At 48.9% G+C, this 23247-nt stretch carries 16 protein-coding genes and 1 pseudogene; 13 read left to right on the forward strand and 4 right to left on the reverse strand.

The window, feature by feature from the left end; genetic code table 11:
• Positions 1-101 precede the first annotated feature (101 nt).
• The gene (locus LKI20_RS04455) at positions 102-893 is read left to right on the forward strand and encodes a pseudouridine synthase (protein ID WP_291773352.1); all 792 of its coding nucleotides are present in this window, start codon (positions 102-104) and stop codon (positions 891-893) included.
• A gap of 132 nt (positions 894-1025) precedes the next feature.
• Here LKI20_RS04455 and LKI20_RS04460 read toward each other — a convergent pair whose 3' ends face one another.
• Positions 1026-2015 carry a LacI family DNA-binding transcriptional regulator gene (locus tag LKI20_RS04460; protein ID WP_291773355.1) on the reverse strand — a complete coding sequence of 330 codons (990 nt, stop codon included), beginning with the start codon at positions 2013-2015 and terminating at the stop codon, positions 1026-1028.
• Positions 2016-2228: 213 nt separating this feature from the next.
• Here LKI20_RS04460 and LKI20_RS04465 point away from each other — a divergent pair, with 213 nt between their 5' ends.
• From LKI20_RS04465 to LKI20_RS04475, 3 genes are all read left to right on the forward strand, one after another.
• Positions 2229-3161 carry a carbohydrate ABC transporter permease gene (locus LKI20_RS04465; RefSeq protein ID WP_366936167.1) on the forward strand — a complete coding sequence of 311 codons (933 nt, stop codon included), beginning with the start codon at positions 2229-2231 and terminating at the stop codon, positions 3159-3161.
• A 68-nt stretch (positions 3162-3229) separates the two neighbouring features.
• Positions 3230-4177: a carbohydrate ABC transporter permease gene (locus LKI20_RS04470; RefSeq protein ID WP_291773357.1), complete on the forward strand. Its 948-nt coding sequence runs from the start codon at positions 3230-3232 to the stop codon at positions 4175-4177.
• A 179-nt stretch (positions 4178-4356) separates the two neighbouring features.
• Positions 4357-6438: a beta-galactosidase gene (locus LKI20_RS04475; RefSeq protein ID WP_291770464.1), complete on the forward strand. Its 2082-nt coding sequence runs from the start codon at positions 4357-4359 to the stop codon at positions 6436-6438.
• 109 nt (positions 6439-6547) lie between these two features.
• On the opposite strand, the gene LKI20_RS04480 is transcribed toward LKI20_RS04475, so the two are convergent.
• A complete protein-coding gene (locus LKI20_RS04480) occupies positions 6548-8194 on the reverse strand; it encodes an alpha-N-arabinofuranosidase (protein ID WP_291770465.1) in 1647 nt (548 codons plus the stop codon).
• A 186-nt stretch (positions 8195-8380) separates the two neighbouring features.
• On the opposite strand from LKI20_RS04480, the gene LKI20_RS04485 reads away from it, so the two are divergent.
• Complete coding sequence (locus tag LKI20_RS04485; RefSeq protein WP_291770467.1) at positions 8381-9727, forward strand: ABC transporter substrate-binding protein; 1347 nt, start codon at positions 8381-8383, stop codon at positions 9725-9727.
• 118 nt (positions 9728-9845) lie between these two features.
• Here LKI20_RS04485 and LKI20_RS04490 read toward each other — a convergent pair whose 3' ends face one another.
• Complete coding sequence (locus LKI20_RS04490) at positions 9846-10616, reverse strand: type III pantothenate kinase (protein ID WP_291770469.1); 771 nt, start codon at positions 10614-10616, stop codon at positions 9846-9848.
• 281 nt (positions 10617-10897) lie between these two features.
• Between LKI20_RS04490 and LKI20_RS04495 the strand changes: the two genes are divergently transcribed.
• The 5 genes from LKI20_RS04495 to LKI20_RS04515 all read left to right on the forward strand — a co-directional run bounded on the left by LKI20_RS04495 (position 10898) and on the right by LKI20_RS04515 (position 16237).
• Positions 10898-12589 carry an ABC transporter substrate-binding protein gene (locus LKI20_RS04495; protein WP_291770471.1) on the forward strand — a complete coding sequence of 564 codons (1692 nt, stop codon included), beginning with the start codon at positions 10898-10900 and terminating at the stop codon, positions 12587-12589.
• Between the two features lie 95 nt (positions 12590-12684).
• Positions 12685-13650, forward strand: coding sequence for an ABC transporter permease (locus LKI20_RS04500; RefSeq protein ID WP_291770474.1), 966 nt, complete (start codon positions 12685-12687; stop codon positions 13648-13650).
• Complete coding sequence (locus tag LKI20_RS04505) at positions 13647-14564, forward strand: ABC transporter permease (protein WP_291770475.1); 918 nt, start codon at positions 13647-13649, stop codon at positions 14562-14564. The genes LKI20_RS04500 and LKI20_RS04505 overlap by 4 nt, the downstream gene beginning before the upstream one ends.
• Positions 14548-15351: an ATP-binding cassette domain-containing protein gene (locus LKI20_RS04510; RefSeq protein WP_291770476.1), complete on the forward strand. Its 804-nt coding sequence runs from the start codon at positions 14548-14550 to the stop codon at positions 15349-15351. The genes LKI20_RS04505 and LKI20_RS04510 overlap by 17 nt, the downstream gene beginning before the upstream one ends.
• The gene (locus tag LKI20_RS04515; protein ID WP_291770477.1) at positions 15338-16237 is read left to right on the forward strand and encodes an ABC transporter ATP-binding protein; all 900 of its coding nucleotides are present in this window, start codon (positions 15338-15340) and stop codon (positions 16235-16237) included. Before LKI20_RS04510 ends, LKI20_RS04515 begins: the two co-directional genes overlap by 14 nt.
• A 116-nt stretch (positions 16238-16353) precedes the next feature.
• Here LKI20_RS04515 and gdhA read toward each other — a convergent pair whose 3' ends face one another.
• Positions 16354-17700, reverse strand: a complete 1347-nt coding sequence (gene gdhA / locus LKI20_RS04520) for an NADP-specific glutamate dehydrogenase (protein ID WP_291770478.1) — start codon at positions 17698-17700, stop codon at positions 16354-16356.
• 197 nt (positions 17701-17897) lie between these two features.
• Between gdhA and LKI20_RS04525 the strand changes: the two genes are divergently transcribed.
• The 3 genes and pseudogenes from LKI20_RS04525 to LKI20_RS04535 all read left to right on the forward strand — a co-directional run bounded on the left by LKI20_RS04525 (position 17898) and on the right by LKI20_RS04535 (position 23159).
• Positions 17898-19892: a RecQ family ATP-dependent DNA helicase gene (locus LKI20_RS04525; protein WP_291770479.1), complete on the forward strand. Its 1995-nt coding sequence runs from the start codon at positions 17898-17900 to the stop codon at positions 19890-19892.
• A 634-nt stretch (positions 19893-20526) separates the two neighbouring features.
• A pseudogene (thiC, locus tag LKI20_RS04530) lies at positions 20527-22326 on the forward strand (phosphomethylpyrimidine synthase ThiC); the annotation flags it as partial.
• A gap of 353 nt (positions 22327-22679) precedes the next feature.
• Complete coding sequence (locus tag LKI20_RS04535; protein ID WP_291770480.1) at positions 22680-23159, forward strand: S-ribosylhomocysteine lyase; 480 nt, start codon at positions 22680-22682, stop codon at positions 23157-23159.
• The last annotated feature ends 88 nt before the right edge of the window (positions 23160-23247 follow it).

The following is a 23247-nucleotide window of genomic DNA, read 5'->3' on the forward strand; positions in this document are numbered from 1 at the left end:
AGCCGGTTTTTTCCGGTGTGTCACGTGCCTGAGCACACACTTTCAGTAGGCGGGATGATTGCTTGAGTGATCACACGCAGCCGAACGAGCATCATCGTTGGGTGCTTGAAGAGCCGGATATCCCTTTTGACATGCAGGTGTTGTATGAGGATCAGCGCATTATTGTTGTCGATAAACCTCATTTTCTTCCCACCATGCCAAGAGGTATGTGGTATCGTTCCAGCGCTTTAATGCGATTGCGCGAGCAATACCATAATGCTGATATCACTCCAGCTCACCGCTTGGATCGTTCAACAGCGGGCATAGTGGTATTTGTGAAAGAGCCCTCAGCTAGGGGTGCATATCAAATGTTATTCCAGCGGAGAGCAGTGAGAAAAACTTACGAGTGTATCGCTCCTGCAAGAGTGCTAATATCGACACGATTCGGTGTCAACGTGCAGCTCAACAGGCCTTCACTATTTCCGATGGAACGCATTTCACATATAGACAAAGATCGTGGGATTATTCAGGCTTATGAGTCTGCTGGTGAGGCAAATAGCAGGACAGTGATTGCTATAAGTTGCAATCAGCAAGCTGTGTTGGCAGTCAATGAAGATGCCCTGGCAATGTTTGGCAAGCGAGCAGCAACGCGGTTGTTGCGCGTGTACCAACTCCATCCATACAGTGGCAAAACTCACCAGCTCAGGGTGCATATGAGTGCCCTCGGATTGCCGATACTCGGTGATGATTTGTATCCGACGCTGAATATGAGGGCGACGGATGATTTCTCGCAGCCTCTTCAGCTTGTGGCGCGAAGTCTAGAGTTCAAAGATCCATATAGCGGGCTATTGCACAGATTCACATCCCAGATACCTTTGCAGGTGTCGGATGATGCTATTGGGACGCACGACTGACGTCTTTTGTTTTCACCCCTGCTCTGCTTGCCTCAAGCTCCTGCAGATAATTTCGCGAGTGTGCACTCTCATACATGACACGCCAAACATGGAACTCCTGATATATGCGAATGCACACTCGTGAATGTAGCTTTATTCGTTCAAATCGCGAACAGAGGAACGTTCTATGAGTTCTGCAGGAATCACAGTTTTCACGCCAACGGATGGAGAGTCACCTTCGCATGCACGTAGAACCATTGAGAAAGCACTTTGTGCGATTTCAGAGAAATGCATACGCATAGTGGTCAGAGATAACCGTGGAACAGTGCCGTGTAAGGAATCGTCGACACCTATGACACTGATGTCATCGGGCACATGTTTACCCGTGCTTTCAATGCCTTGAATGGCACCGTATGCCATCTGGTCGTTTGCTGCAAAAATAGCCGTGCATTGTGGATCGGCGGCGAAGAGTCGCCCTGCATCGTATCCACTGTCGGCGTTCCAGTCGCCTATAAAAGCATCAGGAACTGCTAAACCCTGCTGCATGAGGGTATCTTTCCAACCTCGTGCGCGGCTGACGGCAGCCTGTGAATGCTGAGGTCCTGATATGTGATAAACGGTCCGATGTCCTTTGCTCAGTAAGTATTCGCTAGCCGAAGCTGCACATCCATACTGGTCGTCGTCAATGGTAGGGCAGTGATTTGATGGTCCCTCTGTCACCATGATTACAGGTAAATCCCTGGGAGGTATGAAATCAGTGAAATCTGCTACGCGTTGTTCTAGGATGACAATCACACCATCGACAGGAAATTGCTTCATCTGTTCAATGGCGTGCCGTAGAGGATGCTCATCTGTAGTTTGCATGGTCAACACTGTGGTGGCATATCCCTTTGCCGCTGCGCAGGTGCTGATGCCTTCCAAGATGCGCATATTGCCATAGGTGTTCATATTGAACATGGCAACGCCAATATCTTTGAAACGGCCATGTTTCAATGCGCGTCCAGCAAAATTTGGACGATATCCTAGTTTCTGCATTGCCTCCTTAACACGTTTGCGCGTTTCGGGGCGTACAGCCTGACTGCCATTGGATACGCGAGAAACGGTTTGAGGAGAGACGCCTGCTTCTTGGGCGACGTCTTGCATGGATGCCCATCGTGTGCGTTTGCCTGCCATTCCTCCTGTATACCCTACTTCATTAACTTTCGTGCGATTTAGAGATATGTAATGGTGGCGCAATCAAAAAAACATGTGTAGAATACAAATGGTTGCGTAAACATTTACGTGAAATGAACTGTTGTGCCCACAGATGCCATGGAAAATAGCTTGTCGGGCCCCATTCGAAGGAGAGTGGTTGTTATGGTTGCGCCTAGTGTGCCAGTGATTCGGGGGTCGGAGTTGCCAGGCTCTGCTCGTGGTGGTGGTCGACGTCATGATTGGCGTGGTTGGAAGTTTATGCTGCCTTTCGCTGTGGTATTCGTGTTTGTGTTTATCGTGCCGATTGTGTATGCGGTGTGGATTTCGTTCTTCCAAAAGAAAATGATTGGTGGAACGGTGTTCGTAGGCTTAGCAAATTATGGTCGTTTACTGGGCGATACGCAGTTCTGGGATAGTGTGCGTAGAGTGGCACTGTTCACGGTAGTGCAGGTGCCGGTGATGTTGTTTTTGGCGGCTGCGTTGGCTCTGGCACTTGACAGCATGAAATTACACGGTTCAAAGTTCTTCCGTATTTCTACTTTTCTGCCTTATGCGGTGCCGGCAGTGGTATCCACGTTAATTTGGGGTTTTGTGTACGGATCAAAGTATGGGTTGGTTGGTTCGCTTAACGACGTGTTGGGTACCAATCTAGATGTATTGGCTCCTTCGGTGTTGTTGGCTGCGATTGGCAACATTGTGACGTGGGAGTTCACGGGCTATAACATGTTGATTTTCTATTCGAGTCTCTCAACAATCCCTCATTCTTTATATGAGGCTGCGGCAATTGATGGAGCTAGTGAATGGCAGATTGTGCGCAGGATTAAGCTGCCGGAACTTAGGGGGTCATTGGCGATTACGGTGATTTTCAGTATTATTGGCAGTTTTCAGTTATTCAACGAACCGAGCATTCTGCAGAATATGGTGCCAGGCAATGCTGTGACGACGTATTACACGCCAAACATGTATGCCTACAACTTGAGTTTCTCTGGTAATCAGTCCAATTATGCGGCGGCGTTGGCGATAGTGATGGCTGTCATCACTATGGCTATTGCTTATGCCGTGCAGTTGCGCAGTATGAAGGAGCAGATGAAGTGAGTGGATCAATGAATACGATCTCTCCGGTCGTGGTTGCAGAGACGAAGCCCGTAACAGCGGTGGATGCCATGAGTGCTGTGTCTAAGTCTGAACGTCAACGAGCTAAACGAACCGCTCACGATGAGCGTGAAGAACGTCGCAGAGCTGGACGTTCTGGTTTTTCGAATCCAGCAAATCCGCGACGCTCTACATTGTTGACCTTGGTGTGTGCCTTGTTCGCGGTGTACTGTCTATTTCCTTTTGTGTACTTGTTGATTAACGCGACCAAGACACAGGCAGATTTCACGTCAACATTTGGTTTGGGATTTGGCGACTCGTTTGCCTTGTGGGATAACTTGTCTCTGGTGTTTACATATCAGGATGGCATTTTTGGACGCTGGCTGCTGAACACACTGTTGTATGTATTGGTAGGTGCTGGTGGTGCAACGTTGTTGGCAATTATGGGTGGCTATGCTTTGGCGAAGTTCCGTTTCCCGGGCCGTAAAGCGGTGTTTGTAGTGGTAATTGGTGCTATCAGTGTGCCTGGTATTGCCTTGGCAGTGCCGCAGTTTTTACTGTTCGCGAAGCTTGGCTTGACCAATACACCGTGGGCAATGATTATTCCGAGTCTGATTAGTCCTTTTGGTTTGTATTTGATGTGGATTTTCAGTGAGCAAGCTGTACCAACAGAGTTGTTGGAAGCGGCACGAGTAGATGGTGCTGGCGAGTTCCGCACATTCTGGCAGGTGAGCTTGCCTTTGTTAGCACCAGGGATTGTGACCACAGCCTTGTTCACTATTGTGGCGACATGGAATAACTACTTCCTGCCGTTAATCATGCTTAAAGATGCAGATTGGTATCCGCTAACCATTGGTTTGAATCAATGGAAAGACCAGGCCAGTACTGCAGGAGGACAGGCTATTCAGAATCTCGTGGTTACTGGAAGCTTGGTGACCATTATTCCTCTGGTTATCGCGTTCCTGCTACTACAGCGCTACTGGCAATCAGGCCTCGCAGCAGGCGCAGTCAAAGAATAAGCGACCCCCCTCTGGTATTGAGATAGGTCTGTAATCTTCGTTGGATTCGGCATTGATGGATGTACAGACGCATCAGGTATGAGGGGGAGCTCAACAGGCTCAGAAAGGGCCATAATCACTAATAGCAAGGTATATCATGCATGCCAGATTGTGCGTGAGGTACAAGAATCGGAGTTTCAATGACTGAACGCAGAGAATTCAGATGGCCGCACCCACTGCAGGGCAACAGCCAGGAAATCTGGTACGGGGGAGATTACAATCCCGAGCAATGGCCAGAGGAAATATGGGATGAGGACGTGGCTCTGATGCGCAAGGCAGGAGTCAATCTTGTATCCCTGGGAATCTTCTCGTGGGCAAAGCTGCAACCATCTGAGGACACCTGGGACTTTGACTGGCTTGATCGCATTATCGAAAAGCTAGGTACTGCGGGTATTGCCGTTGATCTTGCCAGTGCAACAGCTTCTCCTCCAATGTGGTTAACTCAAGCGCATCCTGAGGTGCTCTGGCGTGACGAACGAGGGAATGTATGTTGGCCTGGTGCACGCCAGCATTGGAGAGCGACTTCGCCAGTCTTCCGTGAATATGCGCTTGCACTGTGCACGAAAATGGCTGAGCACTATCGCGATAATCCTTATATCGTGGCGTGGCATGTTAATAATGAATATGGATGTCACAATCGTTTTGATTACTCAGATGATGCTATGAAGGCATTTCAGCTTTGGTGTAAGAAGCGGTATGGCGATATTGAATCTGTTAATGCTGCCTGGGGAACTTCATTCTGGTCTCAACAGATGGGGGATTTCTCGCAGATTCTCCCACCTCGTTTCATCGGTGAGGGTAATTTCATGAATCCGGGAAAACTTCTCGATTTCAAACGATTCTCTTCTGATGCATTACAAGAGTTCTTCCGTGCAGAGCGAGATACGCTGGAGCGAATTACCCCTGATATTCCCCTGACCACCAATTTCATGGTGAGTGCAGGTAACAGCATGCTGGATTATGATGCTTGGGGCAAAGATGTCGATTTCGTATCCAACGATCATTACTTCGTGCCAGGAGATCAGCATCTTGACGAACTTGCATACAGTTCCTCTCTTGTGGATGGCATTGCACGCAAGCGTCCTTGGTTCCTGATGGAGCATTCCACGGGTGCGGTGAATTGGCGCACCATTAACTACCGCAAAGAGCAGGGGCAACTGATTCGTGATTCCCTTGTCCATCTGGCTATGGGGGCGAATGCTATCTGCTATTTCCAGTGGCGTCAGTCGTCATCGGGAGCGGAGAAATTCCATACCGCGATGTTGCCACATGCGGGTGAACATAGTCAGGATTTCCGTGAGGTTTGTGAATTGGGGGAAAATCTGAAAGTGCTTAGTGGCGCAGGTGTAACGTCCAGCACTGTGGTGAAGTCATCAGTCGCTGTGGTGTATGACTATGAAAGCGAGTGGGCGAGTGAACACACTGCGACGCCTACACAACAAGTCCGGCACTGGACCGAACCCTTGGACTGGTTTCGTGCGTTGGCGGATTGCGGCATAACCGCCGACATGGTCCCAATCAGGGCTGACTGGGACTCGTATGAGGCTGTAGTGTTGCCGAGCGTATATCTGCTTGATGAACGCAACACCAAACGTGTGCACGATTATGTTGCTACTGGCGGGAAGTTGTTTGCCACGTATTACACAGGGATTGCTGATGGTGATGACCATATCTGGTTAGGAGGGTATCCCGGCTCGATACGCGACGTACTTGGTATGAGATCAGAGGATTTCGCACCTCTCGGCACCGATGTTTCAGGGGTGTTGGACCATCTCAATCTCAGCAATGGTGCGGTAGCGCATGATCTCGCCGATGTAATCACCTCGGTTGCTGGTAGTGCACAGGTGCTGGCACAGTACGAGGCGGAGGAGTGGACTGGAATGAGTGGTATTCCTGCTATAACGCTCAACGTCTATGGTGAAGGTCTGGCGGCATATGTGGGTTGCAGACTCGGTCGTGAAGGCTTGGCGAGAACATTGCCAGATTTGCTGTCCCATATGCATATCACGGCTTCTGGTGGATCCTCGAGTGCCAGTGTGTTGCGTGTTGAACGAGTTGATGTGAATACTCAAGAACATTTCGTGTTCCTGTTTAACAGAACTCATCAAGATGTGACTGTCAGCAGGGAAGGTACAGTTCTGGTGTCTTCGCGCGCTACTGTTCACGAAGAGACTTCTACTGCCACTCTGAAGGCGAATGGTTTGCTGGTGATGAAGTATTAGCACTGAATCGTGGGCCCTTGAGAGCTCAGCATGCTGGACGTGTTGTCTGTTGATGACTGGCAGGGTTTTCGGAAGGAATCCGATTACCCTGCCAAATCTTATTGTGGGGTCATGCTTGCAAGGTATGGAATTGAATCGCCATCCACGAGATTTCAGGCATGTCGATGGTAATGCAGCCGTTTATGGCGTTTTGAAGATTTACGTGATGGGGAACCACCGCTCTGGTTTCCTCTGGCGAATTGCACATCAGTGGGTCGTTCTCGTGGAGCATTTGCGCGCAGTCAATGATCACGGAGGAATCCGCTACACCAGGTAATAATGAGCAGTCAACAGTGGCGGTATGGCTCTGGTGCTCATCGCGGTTGACGATGAGCACTAGTCCCTGATGCTCTTCCTCATCCCACGTAATTACGGCATCAATAGCTGGTGTTACAGCAAGGTCTTGGGTAGATAGCAGGGGACCCTCGATGGTAGGCGCGTATGCAATTCCGCGGGCGAAGTTTGCGGCCGCGGCAAAAGGATAAAAGACACTTTGCCTCCAAGCCTGCCCATTGGCCTCTGCCATAATGGGCGCGATGACATTGACTAGTTGTGCTCGAGATGCAGATCGTACACGGTCGCAATGCTTAAGCAAAGTAATCATCAGTGAACCCTCCACTACGGCATCGGCGACCGTGTAGCGATCCTCTAACAGATGAGGTGCCTGAGGCCATGGCTGATGATGAAGACCGGCCTTCGCTTCGGCTTTCCATTCCTGTTCCTGACGGTTCCAAATGTCCGAATACCATACGCCCCACTCGTCGAACGATAAAGCCACTTCATGGTCGGAGTGCTTTTCTGTTTTCACGTCGGCACATATCTCGGCGACTGTTTTGATGAATTGTGTCATGTCTTCGGAGGAGAGCAGAAAATCCTGGAAACTGGAAGCTCCACGATCATAGTAGTAGGCGTGGCAGGAGATGAAATCCAGGTTCTCATATGCCTTATCTAACACAGTACGTTCCCAGTGTCCGAAGCTGGGCATATGTGCACTCGAAGATCCACAGGCCACGAGTTGCAACCCTGATTCGGCGAGTTTCATGGCATGTGCCACCTTGTCAACGGCAGCTGCGTATTCTTCGGCACTCATATGGCCGACTTGCCAAGGGCCGTCCATCTCATTGCCCAAACACCACATGGAGACATCCATCGCTTTGGGAATGCCGTTGCGTATGCGTCGATCGGCCAATGTTGTTCCGGCTGCTCCATTGACATATTCCAACTCTTCAAGGCAAGCGTGTAAACCCCTCGTTCCTAGGTTGACTGCCAGCATGATTTCTGTATCTGTTTGTAGGCTCCAACGGTAGAAGTCGTCAATGCCGACCTCATTCGTTTCTGTGCTGTGCCATGCTAGATCTCGCCGAATGGGCCGATGCTCCTTAGGGCCGGTTCCATCCTCCCAGTTGTAGTTTGAGACGAAATTGCCTCCGGGATAGCGAACACAGTTGACTCCCAGCTCCTTAACTAGCTGAATGACATCATGGCGAAATCCATATTCGTCAGCGCTTGGGTGTTCCGGTTCGTATATACCTCCATATACACCACGCCCCATGTGCTCGATGAAGGATCCAAAAAGACGCTGGGGAATATCGGCCACAGCAACCGGTGTATGTATGACGGTTGCCACAGGCGCGGGCTGTGAGAGATTTTGAGAGCTCACCTTGTCTTGCTGTGTATGAAGATTAGAGCCATTTTCACTGGATCTTTCACGAATCATAAAAAGTTTCCTTTCGCTTTGAAACACTTGTTTGTTTGCGTAAACATGCTCAGTGATGTTATCGTTAGCATGAACGATACAAGACGACTGGTTTGAAGTCGAATTTATAACGAGAAATGCGTTCGGGAAGTGTGTGCTTAGCCGATCAATGAAGATTTGGTGGGCTTACAAAAAGGAGAGTGAACGATGAAGTTCAGCAAACGAGCGGTTGCAATATTAGGAACTGTGGTGATGCTCGCGCCATTGGCTGCATGTGGTGGGTCGGGGAGCAACGCGAGCGATTCAGGCAGTGGCAAAACCGAAGTACTAGTTTGGTCATGGGATTCAACATTATCTCGGACTGTTGCCGGTTTTGAGAAAGAGAATCCCAATATCACTGTCAAGATTACCAACGCAGGAACGAACAAGGATGAGTACACTGCTCTAAACAACGCCATGTCAGCAGGGAAGGGTGCTCCTGATATCGCGCAAATCGAGTATTACGCGTTACCAGAGTATGTGATTAGGGAGAATGTTCAGAACCTTTCTGATTTGGGTGCCTCTGACTACAAAGACTTCTACACACCAGGCACATGGAGCTCTGTCAACATCAATGGAGGCGTTTACGGTCTACCACTTGACTCTGGCCCAATGGCATTTTTCTACAATAAAGAAGTATTCGACAAGGCCGGTGTTACGCAGATTCCTACAACTTGGGACGAATTCTATGAAGCTGCAAAAAAAATTCGTGCAACCGGTTCATATATCACCTCAGATTCGGGGGATGCGGGCTTCTTTGATTCGATGACTTGGCAAGCTGGAGCTACACCATTCTCCACCAGTAAAGATGGCAAAGAGGTTGGCATTAATCTCACATCCGACAGTGGCGTCAAGAAGTGGACGGATTTCTGGCAGAAGATGATTGATGAGGATCTCATCGACACCAAAACCGCCGGATGGACGGACGATTGGAATAAAGGTCTGAATGATGGTTCAATCGCATCTTTGCTGACTGGTGCTTGGATGCCTTACAACCTTCTTTCAGGTGCTCCTGATGGTTCCGGCAAGTGGAGGATTGCCCAGATGCCTACTTGGGAGCAAGGTGGTACAGAGAACTCCGAGAACGGAGGATCATCTTTGGCTATTATCAAGTCCGATGACGAAGCCAAAGTCAAGGCTGCCTACAAGTTCTTGGAGTATGCGACGCATAATGCCGCCGGTATCAAAGAACGCGTAGATGGCGGGGCCTTCCCAGCTGACAATGACAGCCTGGCTTCTGAGTCATTTTTGAGCATGACATCTGTGAAAGATGCTGATGGCAAAGATAATGAGTACTTCGGTGGTCAGGAGTTCAATAAGGAACTAGCCAAAGCAGCCGCGAATGTGGTTACAGGATATAAATTCCTGCCATTTGAGGTATATGCGCGTGGTGTGTTTGCAGATGATGTTGGCGGGGCCTTTACCGATAAATCGATTACTCTCGAGCAGGGGATAGCGGCTTGGCAGAAGAATCTGAAGAGCTATGCTGAAAGCCAAGGGTATACGGTTAAGTAACCAGACAGAACATCAATTAGGGGCTGCACAAGGGAAAATTCCTTGCGCAGCCCCTAATTGCTATATATATCTCGCCCGAGTTCAGGTTGAGCGGATTGATTCGCAATACAACGTTTAGCTAGTTGTGCACATTGCGCGCATAAATCAGTGCCATGCCCTTAAACAGCAAGTTCGGATCATAAATATCAATCGCATCAGTGTCATGAGCGAACACACGACCGAGGCCACCTGTAGCTATGACTTTGAAGTCGCTGTCCAACTCTTGTCTAAATTGTGCAATAGTGCGTTCCACGCCACCGAGGAAGTTGTAATACAAGCCGGCTTGCATAGCCGAACGTGTGCTGGAAGCAAGTATTGAATCTGGTTTAATGATTTCTACTTCGGGCAGTTGAGCGGTTTGTCCCCACAACGCTGAAGCTCCTGATTGAATACCCACGGTTATCAGCCCTGCAGTCAGAGCGCCAGATTCATCAACGTAAGCATAGGTGGTGGCTGTACCAAAGTCGATGATAAGTGCCGGACTGTTATACACAAAATGAGCACCAGCACAGCCTGCAAGAATGTCACCGCCAACAGAAGCGGGATCATCCATACGAATGTTGATACCTGTTTTGATTCCAGGACCAACAATCATCGGCTCGATATCAAAGAATTTAATGATGGCCGAACGGAAGGAATACATCACCTTGGGTACCACAGAAGTGATAATGACGTCATCGACATCATCAACTTTGTATCCGCTCATGTTAAGGAATTCCTTAATCATTAAGCCATATTCATCGGATGATCGGCTGGTTTTCGTGGTTATTCTGTAGCTGCCTGCGATAGTCGAATGATCCATGAATCCTAGGACGATGTTGGTGTTTCCAATGTCAACGGCAACTAGCATGAAAATCTCCTTCGGGTGTACGAAAGGTCTGAGGCAGGTAGTCCGGCAACAGACATTGGTCATCACAGTAGTGATTGTTGAGATGTAAGTCCTGTTCTCAGCATAATCGCAGTAGTATCATCACAAATTCTATGTCCATTGTTAAAATGGGTTGAGGTGGTCGACCCGAACTCGGGCGGCCAATCGTAGCTTTTGTGATTGCATCAGCATGGAATCTCAACGATGTCTGCTGTGATGTTTGTTGACGCTCTCATAGAAGCCTTGTTCAAAAGAGAGTAAGAATGTCACAAAACATTGAACCGGAAAATAGTAATCCGGATAGTGCTGAGCCGAGTGATAACACGTCAGGTAATGCTGAAGTAGATTACACTGAGCCAACATCCGCAGCATCAGATATCACAGCATCTGGAAGCACTGATGAGACACTGAACGCTGCCAGTAAGATCCCGAAACGACGTAATAGCTGGTTGTGGGTATTAATCGCGGTTATCGTCGTGATTGCAGTGTCGGCAGGTGCATGGGTATTCTCATCTCTGCGTTCCACGCCAACAGCTACAGGCACTGTGGCGAAAAGCGTCACCGTCGGATTGAAGTTGGCGCCCACGAATCTTGATATCCGCAATGAGTCGGGTTCAGCGCTCGATCAGGTGCTCATTGGTAACGTGTATCAGGGCCTTGTAGCACGTTCTTCGGAAAACAAAGTAGTGCCAGCCATCGCCTCATCATGGAGCAAATCTGATGATGGACTGACATATACTTTCAAACTTAATACCGATATGAACTTCTCCAATGGAGACGTGCTTGACGCTAAGGATGTGGTGTGGTCCATCCAAGAGCTGGTTGATAAGCAATACACTGATGCAGATGTGTTGTCGACTATGAAGTCGATTACAGCAACAGACGATAACACTGTGGTCATCACACTCAATAAACCCTATTCCGCTTTGCTTTGGGCGCTCACTGGTAGGGCAGGATTGGTGTTTGACAAAGATGCCAGCTATGATGCCAAAACTCAGGCAATAGGCTCTGGCTCTTTCTTACTGAGTTCATTTAGACAAGGCGATTCCATTACACTCACCGCCAATGCTAAGTATTGGGGTAGCGCTAAAGCGAAAACACAAGAGATTATCATCCGATATTTTGCTGATGATAATGCAGCAGTTAATGCACTCAAAAGTGGTGATGTGCAAGTACTGGCACCAATCACTGAAAATCTCGCCTCAACCTTCTCCAATAATGATGATTACGTCGTAAAAGCTGGTGATGATACTGACAAGTTTGTGCTTGCGTTCAACTCCACTGGAGCTTCCACGTCAGATAAGCGTGTAAGACAGGCAATCAGATACGCGATAAATAATGAGGAGCTGATTGCAGCTCGGGGTGGTTCAGATGCTGCTCTCGGCGGGCCAATCCCATCCCTGGATCCAGGGTATGAGGATTTGACTGATTTGTATCCATATAATCCCACCAAAGCGAAGTCGCTGCTTGCTGAAGCAGGTTACACAACAGCGAATCCTCTCAAGTTACGTTTTGAGTATGCGAATATTTATGGGACAGAAATCGGTGATCAATTGAAATCTCAGTTGAAAGCGGTCGGCATAGATCTTCAGGTGAATGTTGTGGAGTTCTCTGCATGGTTACAAGATGTGTACACCAATAAGGATTATGACCTTTCATTGGTGGACCATAACGAAAGTCACGACTTTTATCAGTGGGCTGACCCTGACTATTACTACAACTATGACAACCCCACGGTTCAGGATCTCTATGCGAAAGCGGTCGCGGCTACGAGTGATACCGAGGAGGAATCCTACTTGCGCCAGGCGGCACGTTTGGTCAGTGAGGATGCGCCTGCTGACTGGTTGTTCAACTATCGAGTGACCACGGCCTATGCGAAAGGTGTAAGCGGATTCCCAGTGAACCTGAACCAATCCTTGTTGCCTCTGTCGAATCTTGTTTATGTTCGATCATGAAGTCTGTGCTAAAGGATTACAGTGCTGAGGTACACGTCATCATGATGAGTAGCCTATTCGTCAAGAATTCGCTATAGGGCAACTAAGGAGATTTCATGCTTGCTGTCGTCAAGCGTCTGCTGTTGTTTTTGGCGGCCTTGTTTGGAATGTCGCTGTTAGTATTTGCGGCTTTGCGTATTCTTCCAGGCGATGTGGCGTCCGTTATGGCCGGTGTCAATGCCACACCTCAGCGAGTCGAGACGCTTCGTGAGCAGTTGGGACTGAACCGTTCTATCCCCGAGCAATATGGTAGTTGGCTTACTGGCGTATTGAGAGGGGATTTCGGTACTTCACTGCTCACAGGGCGCTCCATTAGTGCACAAATCGCTGTGAGATCACAAGTTACCTTTCCGCTGATTGCAATTGGTATGCTAATCGCTTTACTGATTGGCATACCTTCAGGGTGCGCAGGCGCATTGGCTACCAGCAAGCGTTCGCGCCAAAGTTTTCATGTGATCTCCATCGTCGGTGGATCCATTCCCGCACTCTGGGGTGGTCTGTTGCTGATCTTGTTGTTCGGACGAGGAGTGGGGCTTATCGGCATATTCCCCTCCCAAGGTTTTCCCTTAAAGGGATGGGCCAGTCCTATACAAGCTACGATGTCCTTGTTTTTGCCAGCTATGACTGTCGGCATTATTGTTGCCGCTAGCATCATGCGATATACCCGATCGGCGCTTAATGAGGTGATGGATTCCTCTTTCATTGATATGGGCAGAGCCTGCGGTATGACTCGACGCCAAGCGACTTTACGCATTGGTCTGCGGATTATTGCTCCTCAGCTGGTGTCAGTAATCGGTCTGACTCTTGCGGAAATGATCACCGGTGTTGTGGTTGTCGAGAACCTTTTTGCACTACAAGGTCTAGGTTCGATGCTGATTACTGACGTTGGTAATCGAGACTTGCTCACAGTGCAGAGTGAACTGTTCCTGTTATCGGCATTCTTCCTGACCATAGGTCTGCTAGTAGATGTGGTGCATCAGCTCATTGATCCACGCTTGAGAACAGTAAAAGGGAGAGTGTGACAGTGAAAAGACGTCGAAGCATCATTGTGCTGACTTCACTATGGAGTACGGCGACCGGACGTTTTTCGTTGATAGTGATGTCTTGTTGGCTATTGGTGGCCATGCTGTCACTGCTTTGGACGCCGTATTCCTTATGGGCCACTGACGGCTTTCATGTGTGGCAGTCACCTTCACGTCAGCACCTTCTTGGCACTGATGGTAGTGGAGCTGATGTATTGAGCTGGCTGATGGCTGGATCAGCCACCAATCTTCTCATTGTGGTGCTCGCCGTGATACTCACTGCTATATGTGGCCTGCTGTTGGTTGCCGCCATGTTGTCATCTCATCTAGGACTTTCGCAACTTGCTGTTGTTATCATTGATGCCCTAATCTCGCTACCGACGGTGTTGGTGGCGCTGATTCTCGCAGTACCTTTCGGCCCTAGCATTATGGTGATTGTAGTGGCCTGTTCTTTTGGTTATTCACTGAATCTGGCACGTATCGTGCGACCACAAGCTCTGCTGGTGGCACGATCTGCTTATGTTGAATCAGCGATTTCAAACGGTGCCAGTGCAAGCAGAGTGTTTGTAAGACATATCGTCCCCAATATTTTGCCGATTCTACTGGTGCAACTCTCTATGTGTGCGGGGACGGTCATTTTAGCTGAATCGGGATTGACCTACCTTGGTATAGGAGTACCCAGCTCGGTCGCTTCGTGGGGCCATTCCCTTGCCACCTCGGTGAAATTCATCAACGTGTATCCTTTTGCAGTGATCTGGCCAGGACTGGTGGTCACCGTAGTTGTGGTTGCGCTGAATCTCTTGGGTGATGCTGTACGCGATGCAGTCGATCCACTGTCGAATCCTCGTCTGCGTAATCCCATTGCTTCAATGAATACAGAGATGCAGGAGGAAGTTCATGTCCGTGAATCTTGATGACTTGAGGATTGCTATCGCAGGTCAAAATATTGTCAAAGGTGTCTCCTTGCATATCGGCGATGGTGAACGCGTAGGTCTGATTGGGATTTCAGGCTCAGGAAAATCCATGATTGCCAAAGCATGTCTTGGTCTGCTTCCACCCATTGCACATGTCCAAGGTTCCATCCGTATTGGGCAACAGCAAATCGTTAATACTGACGAACGCAGTCTTGCTGCAATCAGGGGGAGTGCAACAGGTCTGGTGATGCAAAATCCATCTGCTGCGTTGAATCCAGTCCAGCGTGTTTTTGAGCAAGTGGCGCTGCCTTTGAAATTGCACTACCAGCTAGATCGAGAGCACATCAGAAAACGAGTGATTGATATGTTGCGTCGAGTTGATTTGTCCGAGGCAGTTGCCGATAAGTATCCTCATCAGCTTTCTGGCGGTCAGCAGCAGCGCGTGGCTATAGCCACGGCACTAGTGACCTCGCCAAAGTTCATCATCGCTGACGAGCCGACCACTTCCTTGGATTCAATTACTCAACAACAGATTGTTGATGTTCTGGTGTCGCTTGTTGATGACTCAGGGGCTTCGATGCTGTTCATCACTCATGATTTCTCGGTACTGTCGCGTGCCACAACTCGATGTGCGGTGTTGGATGAAGGAGTGTTGGTGGAGGAAGGTCTCACACGCGACCTCCTCAATGCACCTCAGAATTCTGCCACTAAGATTCTGGTAAATGCTGCGACTGAGCTCACCTTTCAATCGGAGCAGCTGAGGGAGATACGTGATGATGAATCCTAATCCTGATTCGCTGGCAGCCTCACCAGAGGGTGCAGTCATTCTTGAAGCCGAACACCTGATGAAGTGTTATACCTCCAACTGGCGTGCACATTTGGCAAGGCACGCGCAACGAGAATCTTCACCAGCAAGCATGCTGAATACGCTCTCAAATAGTAGTAAGTCTCATGGGATAATCGCTCTCAATGACGTTTCACTGCGTGTACGCGAAGGGGAATGTCTGGCAATTATCGGTGCTTCTGGATCTGGGAAAACGACACTAACTCGCATACTGTTGGGACTGAGAAGTGCTGATTCAGGAATTGTGCGATACAGAGGTGAAGAGCTTTCCAAAGCATCCCCGGCGCTTAAACGCATACGCCAAGAGTCTTCGATTGTTTTTCAAGATCCCTTCTCTTCCCTTGATCCCAGGTGGACTGTTGGACGTTCGATTGGTGAGACTCTTGAGTTGCAGACCAACGCTCCATCACGAGCGGAGATTGAGCGCCGCTCACGAGAAGCAATGAGACGTGTGAGCCTAGACGATAGCCTGCTATTCGACCGTTATCCTATGGATTTATCAGGAGGACAAGCTCAACGTGTCGCGATTGCTCGTGCTCTAGTTTCTTCGCCTCGTGTGTTGTTAGCTGATGAAGCTATGAGTGCCATAGATATGAGCGCTCGTATACAGATACTGCATACTCTAGAAGCCATACGTAGTGCCAAATCAGTGCATCCTATGACTATGCTGCTGGTCTCTCATGACTTGGGGATGGTGCAGCATATAGCCGATTCAATTGTGGTATTGCGTGATGGTGCAGTGATTGAATATGGAAAAGCCGATGCAATGTTGAATAATCCCCAGCAGGAATACACGAAACAACTGATTGCCGCGGCCACACTCAAGTAGTACCGCCCGTCATCCTAAGCTCGCTTATAATCTGGCTGAGATGTGTTAAGGGTGACGGGACGATCATCTCTCGTGTGCTGAAATTATTGGAGTGATGGTGCCGGCATGCTTGCGCTCTACAACACTCCCTGAGCAATCATTGCATTGCCCACTTTCAAGAAGCCTGCGATATTTGCTCCGCGCATCAAGTCATTCTTTGATCCATATGAGTCGGCTGCCGCAGCGCATGTATGGAAAATATCAACCATAATAGTGTGCAAACGCTGATCAACATCGTCGAAACTCCACGGTAAACGCTGTGAATTTTGGCTCATTTCTAGGCCAGAGACAGCAACACCACCAGCGTTTGCTGCCTTCCCTGGCCCATAGATCACACCTGCCTGCTGCAGTGCCTCGATGGCTTCTGGAGTGGTGGGCATATTGGCACCCTCGCATACTACAGTGCAGCCATTGGCGATTAGCGTTTTTGCACTGTCAATATCAAGTTCGTTTTGTGTGGCACAGGGGAGTGCAACATCGCATGGTATCGACCACACACCTTCGTAGCCATCGCGATATTCTGCTGAAGGAACGAGTTGCGCATATTCCTTGATGCGTCCTCGACGATTAAATTTAATGTCTTTAACTATATCGACTTGGATGCCCTCTGAATCATGAATATAGCCGCTCGAATCTGAAAGCGTCACCACTGTTGCGCCGAGTTGCTGAGCTTTCTCAGCAGCGAAGATGGCTACATTACCTGAGCCTGAGATGGAAACAGTTTTACCAGCTAGTGAGTCTCCACGAATGGAACTCATGGCCTCGTCAGTGAAGTAGCATAGGCCGTATCCTGTGGCTTCGTTACGTGCCAAAGACCCTCCGAATTCTAGCGCTTTCCCCGTCAAAGTGCCGGTGAATTCATCTCGGATCCGTTTGTACTGACCGAACAGATATCCAATCTCGCGTCCTCCGACACCGATATCTCCAGCAGGCACATCGGTGAACTGTCCGATATGACGTTGCAATTCGGTCATGAAGGCTTGGCAAAAACGCATCACTTCCGCGTCGCTTCGCCCTTTTGGATTGAAATCGGCGCCACCCTTGCCTCCACCCATTGGCAGTCCAGTCAACGCATTCTTCATAATTTGCTCAAAGCCTAAGAACTTCACGATGGACTGATTAACCGAAGGATGAAAGCGGAGCCCACCTTTATATGGGCCTAGTGCTGAATTGAATTGGACGCGGTATCCGCGATTTACCTGCGTGTTGCCTTGATCGTCTGTCCACGCGATACGAAATTGTATGCAACGCTCAGGTTCGACTAGACGTTCAAGCACACCCTGTGATGCAAATTCAGGATGTTGCAACAGAACGGGTTCTATTGATTCAAGCACCTCACGTACTGCTTGCAGAAATTCTTTCTGCTCACTGTCTCGTTGCGTTACTTGCTCGTACACGCTTTGCGTATATGCATCCTTGAACATATTCCTCCCGAAAGTCGATTGTGTAGGGATTTTCAGTGTCTACGCCAGTATCGTAACAATGAAAATGGCGGAATTTCAATGTTTACATATTCGTTCAAGACATATCTTTTTTGAAGACCCTACACAAACGTGAATGCTCATCTCGTAGCGCTCAAATTCGACACGCTAAGTGGAATATAAACCCATAAACTGAGCATATGACCCCAAACGAACAAGCGCTTGATGCTCTACATACGTATTTTGGTTACGATTCTTTTCGTTTGGGTCAGGACCGTGTGGTTGATGCGATTTTAACTGGTCATGACTCGTTAGCTGTGATGCCTACGGGTGCGGGGAAATCGATTTGTTATCAGGTGCCCGCAACCGTGATGAATGGCGTAACCATAGTCATATCACCACTCGTTTCGCTGATGCGTGACCAAGTTGATGCTTTGGATGATGCCGGAATTGCCGCCGCTTTTGTCAACTCAACGCAGAGTACTGATGAGCAGCGCGCAGTCATATCACAAGCAGCACAAGGAAAGCTGCGCTTGTTGTATGTGGCACCAGAGCGTCTAGCGGCTCCATCTTTCCGAGAACTTTGCGAACACTTGAATATCGCGATGATCGCAGTGGATGAAGCACACTGTGTCTCGCAGTGGGGTCAGGATTTTAGACCGTCTTATCTGGATATCGGTGGATTCATTGAAGGATTTGTTAAACGCCCGATTGTCGCAGCGTTTACAGCCACTGCAACTGAGCAGGTGCGCGCCGATATTGTGAGAATGCTGAATTTACATGATCCGGTGATGACCGTAACTGGTTTTGACCGGCCTAATTTGTTCCTTGACGTCATACGTTTAAGTAGCAAAGAAAAATCTGAGTGGATTACTCGGTATGTGCAGGAGCATGCCAATGACTCAGGAATTATTTACTGTGCTACGCGCAAAGAAACCGACGCGGTGGCTCAAGAACTGCGTCAGGTGGGCGTGACAGCTGCTGCGTACCATGCTGGTTTACTTCCAGAGGATCGTGCTCAAGCACAGCGAGCCTTTGTGAATGATGATATTCAAGTGGTTGTTGCCACCAACGCTTTCGGTATGGGCATTGATAAATCAAATGTCCGTTTCGTTATCCATCACAACATGCCAGAGAGCATTGAAGCCTATTACCAAGAGGCCGGCAGAGCTGGGCGTGACGGTGAGGCAGCTCGATGCACATTGCTGTGGAATGAGTCAGATATCGTTACACGCAGACGTTTGCTGGATATGGGGAATGCAAACGATCGGCTCAGTGCCGAAGAAGGTGAATTCGTGCGCTCGCATCGACGCAAGTTGTTGGGTGCCATGATTGGCTATTGCCGGACGGTGGACTGCCTGCACGCTTACATACTGCGATATTTTGGGCAGGAAAGTGGCGGTATTACTGATGGAGCTGCAGTTGATATCGATGCTGGCAGCACATCACGCACTAAGAGTCTAGGAAAGTCGAATACTGAGGCGAGCCGCTGTCAAGGCTGCGGAAATTGCTCAAATTGTTTAGGAACTGTGACATCCGTCGACGTAACAGACATTGCGCAGATGATCAGTCGTTGCGTGCATGATCTTGGACAGAACTTCGGCACGGGGATGTTAGTCAGAGTATTACGTGGCTCGCAAGCGCAGGACGTGCTTAAACGTGGTCTTGATCGCTGTCCAAGTTATGGGAAATTGCGCGACATCAACGAAGCAGTGATTCGTGATGTGATTAATCAAATGAGCGCAGACGATTACCTGCTGATCACTGAGGGACGTTTACCATTGGTCAAATTCGGAGCTCTGGCTGCAAAAACTGTGAGCCCCGACTTTAGTTATGCCATTACTAGCGTGCTCCGTGGAGGTGCTGTTTCCGACTTGAGTACGTCATATAGTGGCGATAGTCGTTCCCATCACTCTCATACCAGCCGTGTCGCTTCTCAAGGGGATGGGAGAGCGAATTCCTCGCTGAATCCGGCCGATGAAGCAATGTTTCAAGCGCTCAGGGAGCTGCGTACCCAGATTGCCCGTGAGATAGGTAAACCTCCATACATCGTTTTCTCGGACAAAACATTGCATGATATGGCCCATCGTCGTCCCACAGATGAGCAGAGCATGATCGAAGTCAATGGCGTTGGCGAACATAAGCTGGAGCTCTATGGCCAGCGCTTCATCAAGGTCATAACTTCCTTGGCATAAGGAAAATGCTTATGGATAAGGGCAATCAAGAGCTGCTCATCTCAGAGGACTAATAGTCCAAGGAATGCTTAATAATTTTCCCTCTTGCAATGACCCGTCTGCCCCTGGGGCCACGATGGATATGTAAGCAAATACGGGAGCTTGTGTGCAGGCTGAGAGGAAGTCAACAGACTTCGACCGTGAACTTGATGCGGGTAATGCCGTCGTAAGGACTGATTCTATGACAACATCATTGCAGTAGAAGCCGTGTAGCGTATTGGCGATATTTCAGCGTGCTTGCATATATACAGCCTTGCTTACGACTGCGGTAAGCGTGGGGCGGCAATCGTCCTATTCCAGTTTTTGAAACAATCGCCAGAAATTTCGATACCTTCTTCACTTCTAGTAATCACTGTGTCTCAATCTGCATCAAGATCAATAAGTAATCACCGCGGGCGCCCGTAAGGGCTGAGATCGAGGAAACTCGAGCACCGTTAGAACCTGCCCGGGTAATTCCGGTAAGGGAAGGAGAATCATGTCAGAAGATTCATCGATAGCTACAAGCTTAGCTACAGCTTCAGCAACAACACCATCGGCTGCATCGTCAGCAGAACCGTCCAATGTCCCGACGGCAGCCACGAAAAGCAGTGTTATGCAACATCGAGTCGATGATGCAGCGCGATCTAGTAAACAACGGGATCAATCCCATGTGAGAACAACGCGTACCGTGTCATTCTCGAATGATTCGGGTAGTTATCAACTCAATATCCCCAGCACCAAGATTGCATTGAGTGACACTGTGACACCAGCATTTTTGCCTGGTGGAGCGTCAACCACCACACCAAATGCACCATTTGAGGATTACAACACTGAAGGCCCGTCGCATGATGTGTTAAAAGGATTGCCTGCGTTGCGAGCTGAGTGGATCGCGGACCGTAAGGACACCATTTCGTATGAGGGTCGTCGCAGGGATCTCGAGGATGACGGGAAAGCCGCAGTGCGACGTGGCGAGGCATCTAAGGAATGGCAAGGAGAACGTCGCAATCCTTTAAAAGCTAGCGGGCATCCGATCACTCAGATGTGGTACGCGCGTCAAGGTATCACCACACCTGAAATGAAGTTTGTTGCCGAAAGAGAGCACTGCGATGTTGAACTAGTACGTTCAGAGTTGGCAGCTGGACGAGCGGTGATGCCTTTGAATATCAACCATCCAGAAGCAGAACCGATGATTATCGGCGAAAAATTCTTGGTGAAAATCAACGCCAATATGGGCAACTCCGCGGTGACATCGTCCATTGACGAAGAGGTGGAGAAACTCAACTGGGCCTGCAAATGGGGTGCAGACACAGTGATGGACCTATCAACTGGTAACGATATTCACACCACTCGTGAATGGATTTTGCGCAACTCACCTGCTCCGATTGGTACTGTGCCGATTTATCAGGCCTTAGAGAAGGTGGATGAAGACGCGACAAAGCTTACTTGGGAGCTGTTCAGGGATACCGTTATCGAGCAGTGTGAGCAAGGCGTGGATTATATGACCATTCATGCAGGGGTGTTGCTGCGCTATGTGCCACTAACTGCCAACAGAGTGACCGGTATAGTGTCTCGCGGTGGTTCGATTATGGCGCAATGGTGCTTAGCTCATCATCAAGAAAGTTTCATCTACACGCATTTTGAAGAATTATGCGACATTTTCAAACAATATGATGTGTGCTTCTCTTTGGGGGACGGCCTTCGTCCAGGTAGCTTGGCTGATGCAAATGATCAGGCGCAATTCGCGGAATTGATGACCTTAGCGGAACTCACTCAAAAGGCTTGGAACCATGATGTACAGGTGATGATTGAAGGTCCTGGGCACATCCCCTTCGATACGGTTCGGATGAATATAGAAATCGAGAAAGCTCTGTGTAAGGGAGCGCCTTTCTATACTCTCGGACCCTTGACCACGGATTGTGCGCCGGGTTATGATCACATCACTTCGGCAATTGGTGCAACCGAGATTGCGCGATATGGTACAGCGATGCTCTGCTATGTCACGCCTAAGGAACATCTCGGTCTACCCAATAAGGACGATGTTAAAACCGGAGTCATCACTTATAAAATTGCAGCGCATGCGGCAGATATTGCCAAGCATCACGCAGGCGCACAAGATCGTGACCTGGCGATATCAAAGGCTCGTTTCGAATTTCGTTGGATGGATCAGTTTAACCTTTCTTATGACCCAGACACTGCAATCGCTTTCCATGATGAGACCTTGCCAGCTGAACCAGCGAAAATGGCACATTTCTGTTCAATGTGTGGCCCAAAATTCTGCTCAATGGCCATTTCGCAGAATATTCGTAGTGAATACGGCGACGCTGAGCAACAAGAGGAATTCATTCGCAGCGGTATGGAGGAGATGAGCCGCGAATTTCATCAGACTGGTGACCAACTCTATGTGCCACAGCACTGAGAGGGGAAATCAAGAACGATAGCCAGTCCATTCCCGTCTCAAAGGAATACATTCGCTTGAAACTGTACGTATCAGCACGTTAAGCCAGCAAATCGGCGTGCTGCACATGCCATATTACACAGTTAGGTATTTACTGCTCATGCGCGGGAATGTGTCACACGCGAAACTGTGCACGAAAGCACGCGAAGCAAAGGAATTACCAAGCTTCGCGTGCCATCATGCACAGTTTCAACATGCTCTGCGCAGTCATACCATTTAGCAGCGCGCGCAGAGTGAACGGATATTCATACGGGGGCTTAGCATAAAAGACGATAACGAGTGACATGAAACACTGTAGGAAGGTAAGGATTATTATGGCGAAACCAATAGTTGAGAGTTTTGAACTGGATCATACTAAGGTCAAAGCACCCTATGTGCGGCTGATTGATGTTGAGCAGGGTCCAAGCGGAGATCGTATTTCTAATTTTGACCTTCGTTTGGTGCAACCAAATGAGAACGCTATCCCTACAGCAGGTTTGCATACCATTGAACATATGGTGGCTGTCTTGCTCAGAGAGCGCATTCCTGGGTATATTGACTGCTCCCCGTTCGGATGCCGCACGGGGTTTCATCTCTTAGCTTGGGGAGAGCACGATACTGCAGACATTGCTAAAGCTCTGAAAGAGTCATTAGAGTTTATTGCTGATGAATCCACATGGGATGATGTTCCAGGAACTGAAATCACCAGCTGTGGCAACTATCGTGATCACAGCCTGTTTTCTGCTAAGCAATGGAGCAAGGATATTCTCGCCGAAGGGATCAGCTCAGATCCTTTTGAACGCAAAGTCATCTAAGAACACCCAAATAATTGCAGCAATTGAATGAGTGCTTATAGCCTGTGGCTTTTGACTGTGTATCCAGTGTTTTGAGCGCTGCAAACTG

Source organism: Bifidobacterium sp., assembly GCF_022647885.1.
Lineage (GTDB): Bacteria > Actinomycetota > Actinomycetes > Actinomycetales > Bifidobacteriaceae > Bombiscardovia.

Coding starts and splice junctions, on each gene's coding strand:
- LKI20_RS04490 (WP_291770469.1), bottom strand. CDS start 10,616: ATGCTAGTTGCCGTTGACATTGGAAACACCAACATCGTCCTAGGATTC.
- LKI20_RS04535 (WP_291770480.1), top strand. CDS start 22,680: ATGGCGAAACCAATAGTTGAGAGTTTTGAACTGGATCATACTAAGGTC.
- LKI20_RS04485 (WP_291770467.1), top strand. CDS start 8,381: ATGAAGTTCAGCAAACGAGCGGTTGCAATATTAGGAACTGTGGTGATG.
- gdhA (WP_291770478.1), bottom strand. CDS start 17,700: ATGTTCAAGGATGCATATACGCAAAGCGTGTACGAGCAAGTAACGCAA.
- LKI20_RS04475 (WP_291770464.1), top strand. CDS start 4,357: ATGACTGAACGCAGAGAATTCAGATGGCCGCACCCACTGCAGGGCAAC.
- LKI20_RS04510 (WP_291770476.1), top strand. CDS start 14,548: ATGTCCGTGAATCTTGATGACTTGAGGATTGCTATCGCAGGTCAAAAT.
- LKI20_RS04495 (WP_291770471.1), top strand. CDS start 10,898: ATGTCACAAAACATTGAACCGGAAAATAGTAATCCGGATAGTGCTGAG.
- LKI20_RS04460 (WP_291773355.1), bottom strand. CDS start 2,015: ATGCAAGACGTCGCCCAAGAAGCAGGCGTCTCTCCTCAAACCGTTTCT.
- LKI20_RS04465 (WP_366936167.1), top strand. CDS start 2,229: ATGGTTGCGCCTAGTGTGCCAGTGATTCGGGGGTCGGAGTTGCCAGGC.
- LKI20_RS04525 (WP_291770479.1), top strand. CDS start 17,898: ATGACCCCAAACGAACAAGCGCTTGATGCTCTACATACGTATTTTGGT.
- LKI20_RS04470 (WP_291773357.1), top strand. CDS start 3,230: ATGAGTGCTGTGTCTAAGTCTGAACGTCAACGAGCTAAACGAACCGCT.
- LKI20_RS04480 (WP_291770465.1), bottom strand. CDS start 8,194: ATGATTCGTGAAAGATCCAGTGAAAATGGCTCTAATCTTCATACACAG.
- LKI20_RS04515 (WP_291770477.1), top strand. CDS start 15,338: ATGATGAATCCTAATCCTGATTCGCTGGCAGCCTCACCAGAGGGTGCA.
- LKI20_RS04500 (WP_291770474.1), top strand. CDS start 12,685: ATGCTTGCTGTCGTCAAGCGTCTGCTGTTGTTTTTGGCGGCCTTGTTT.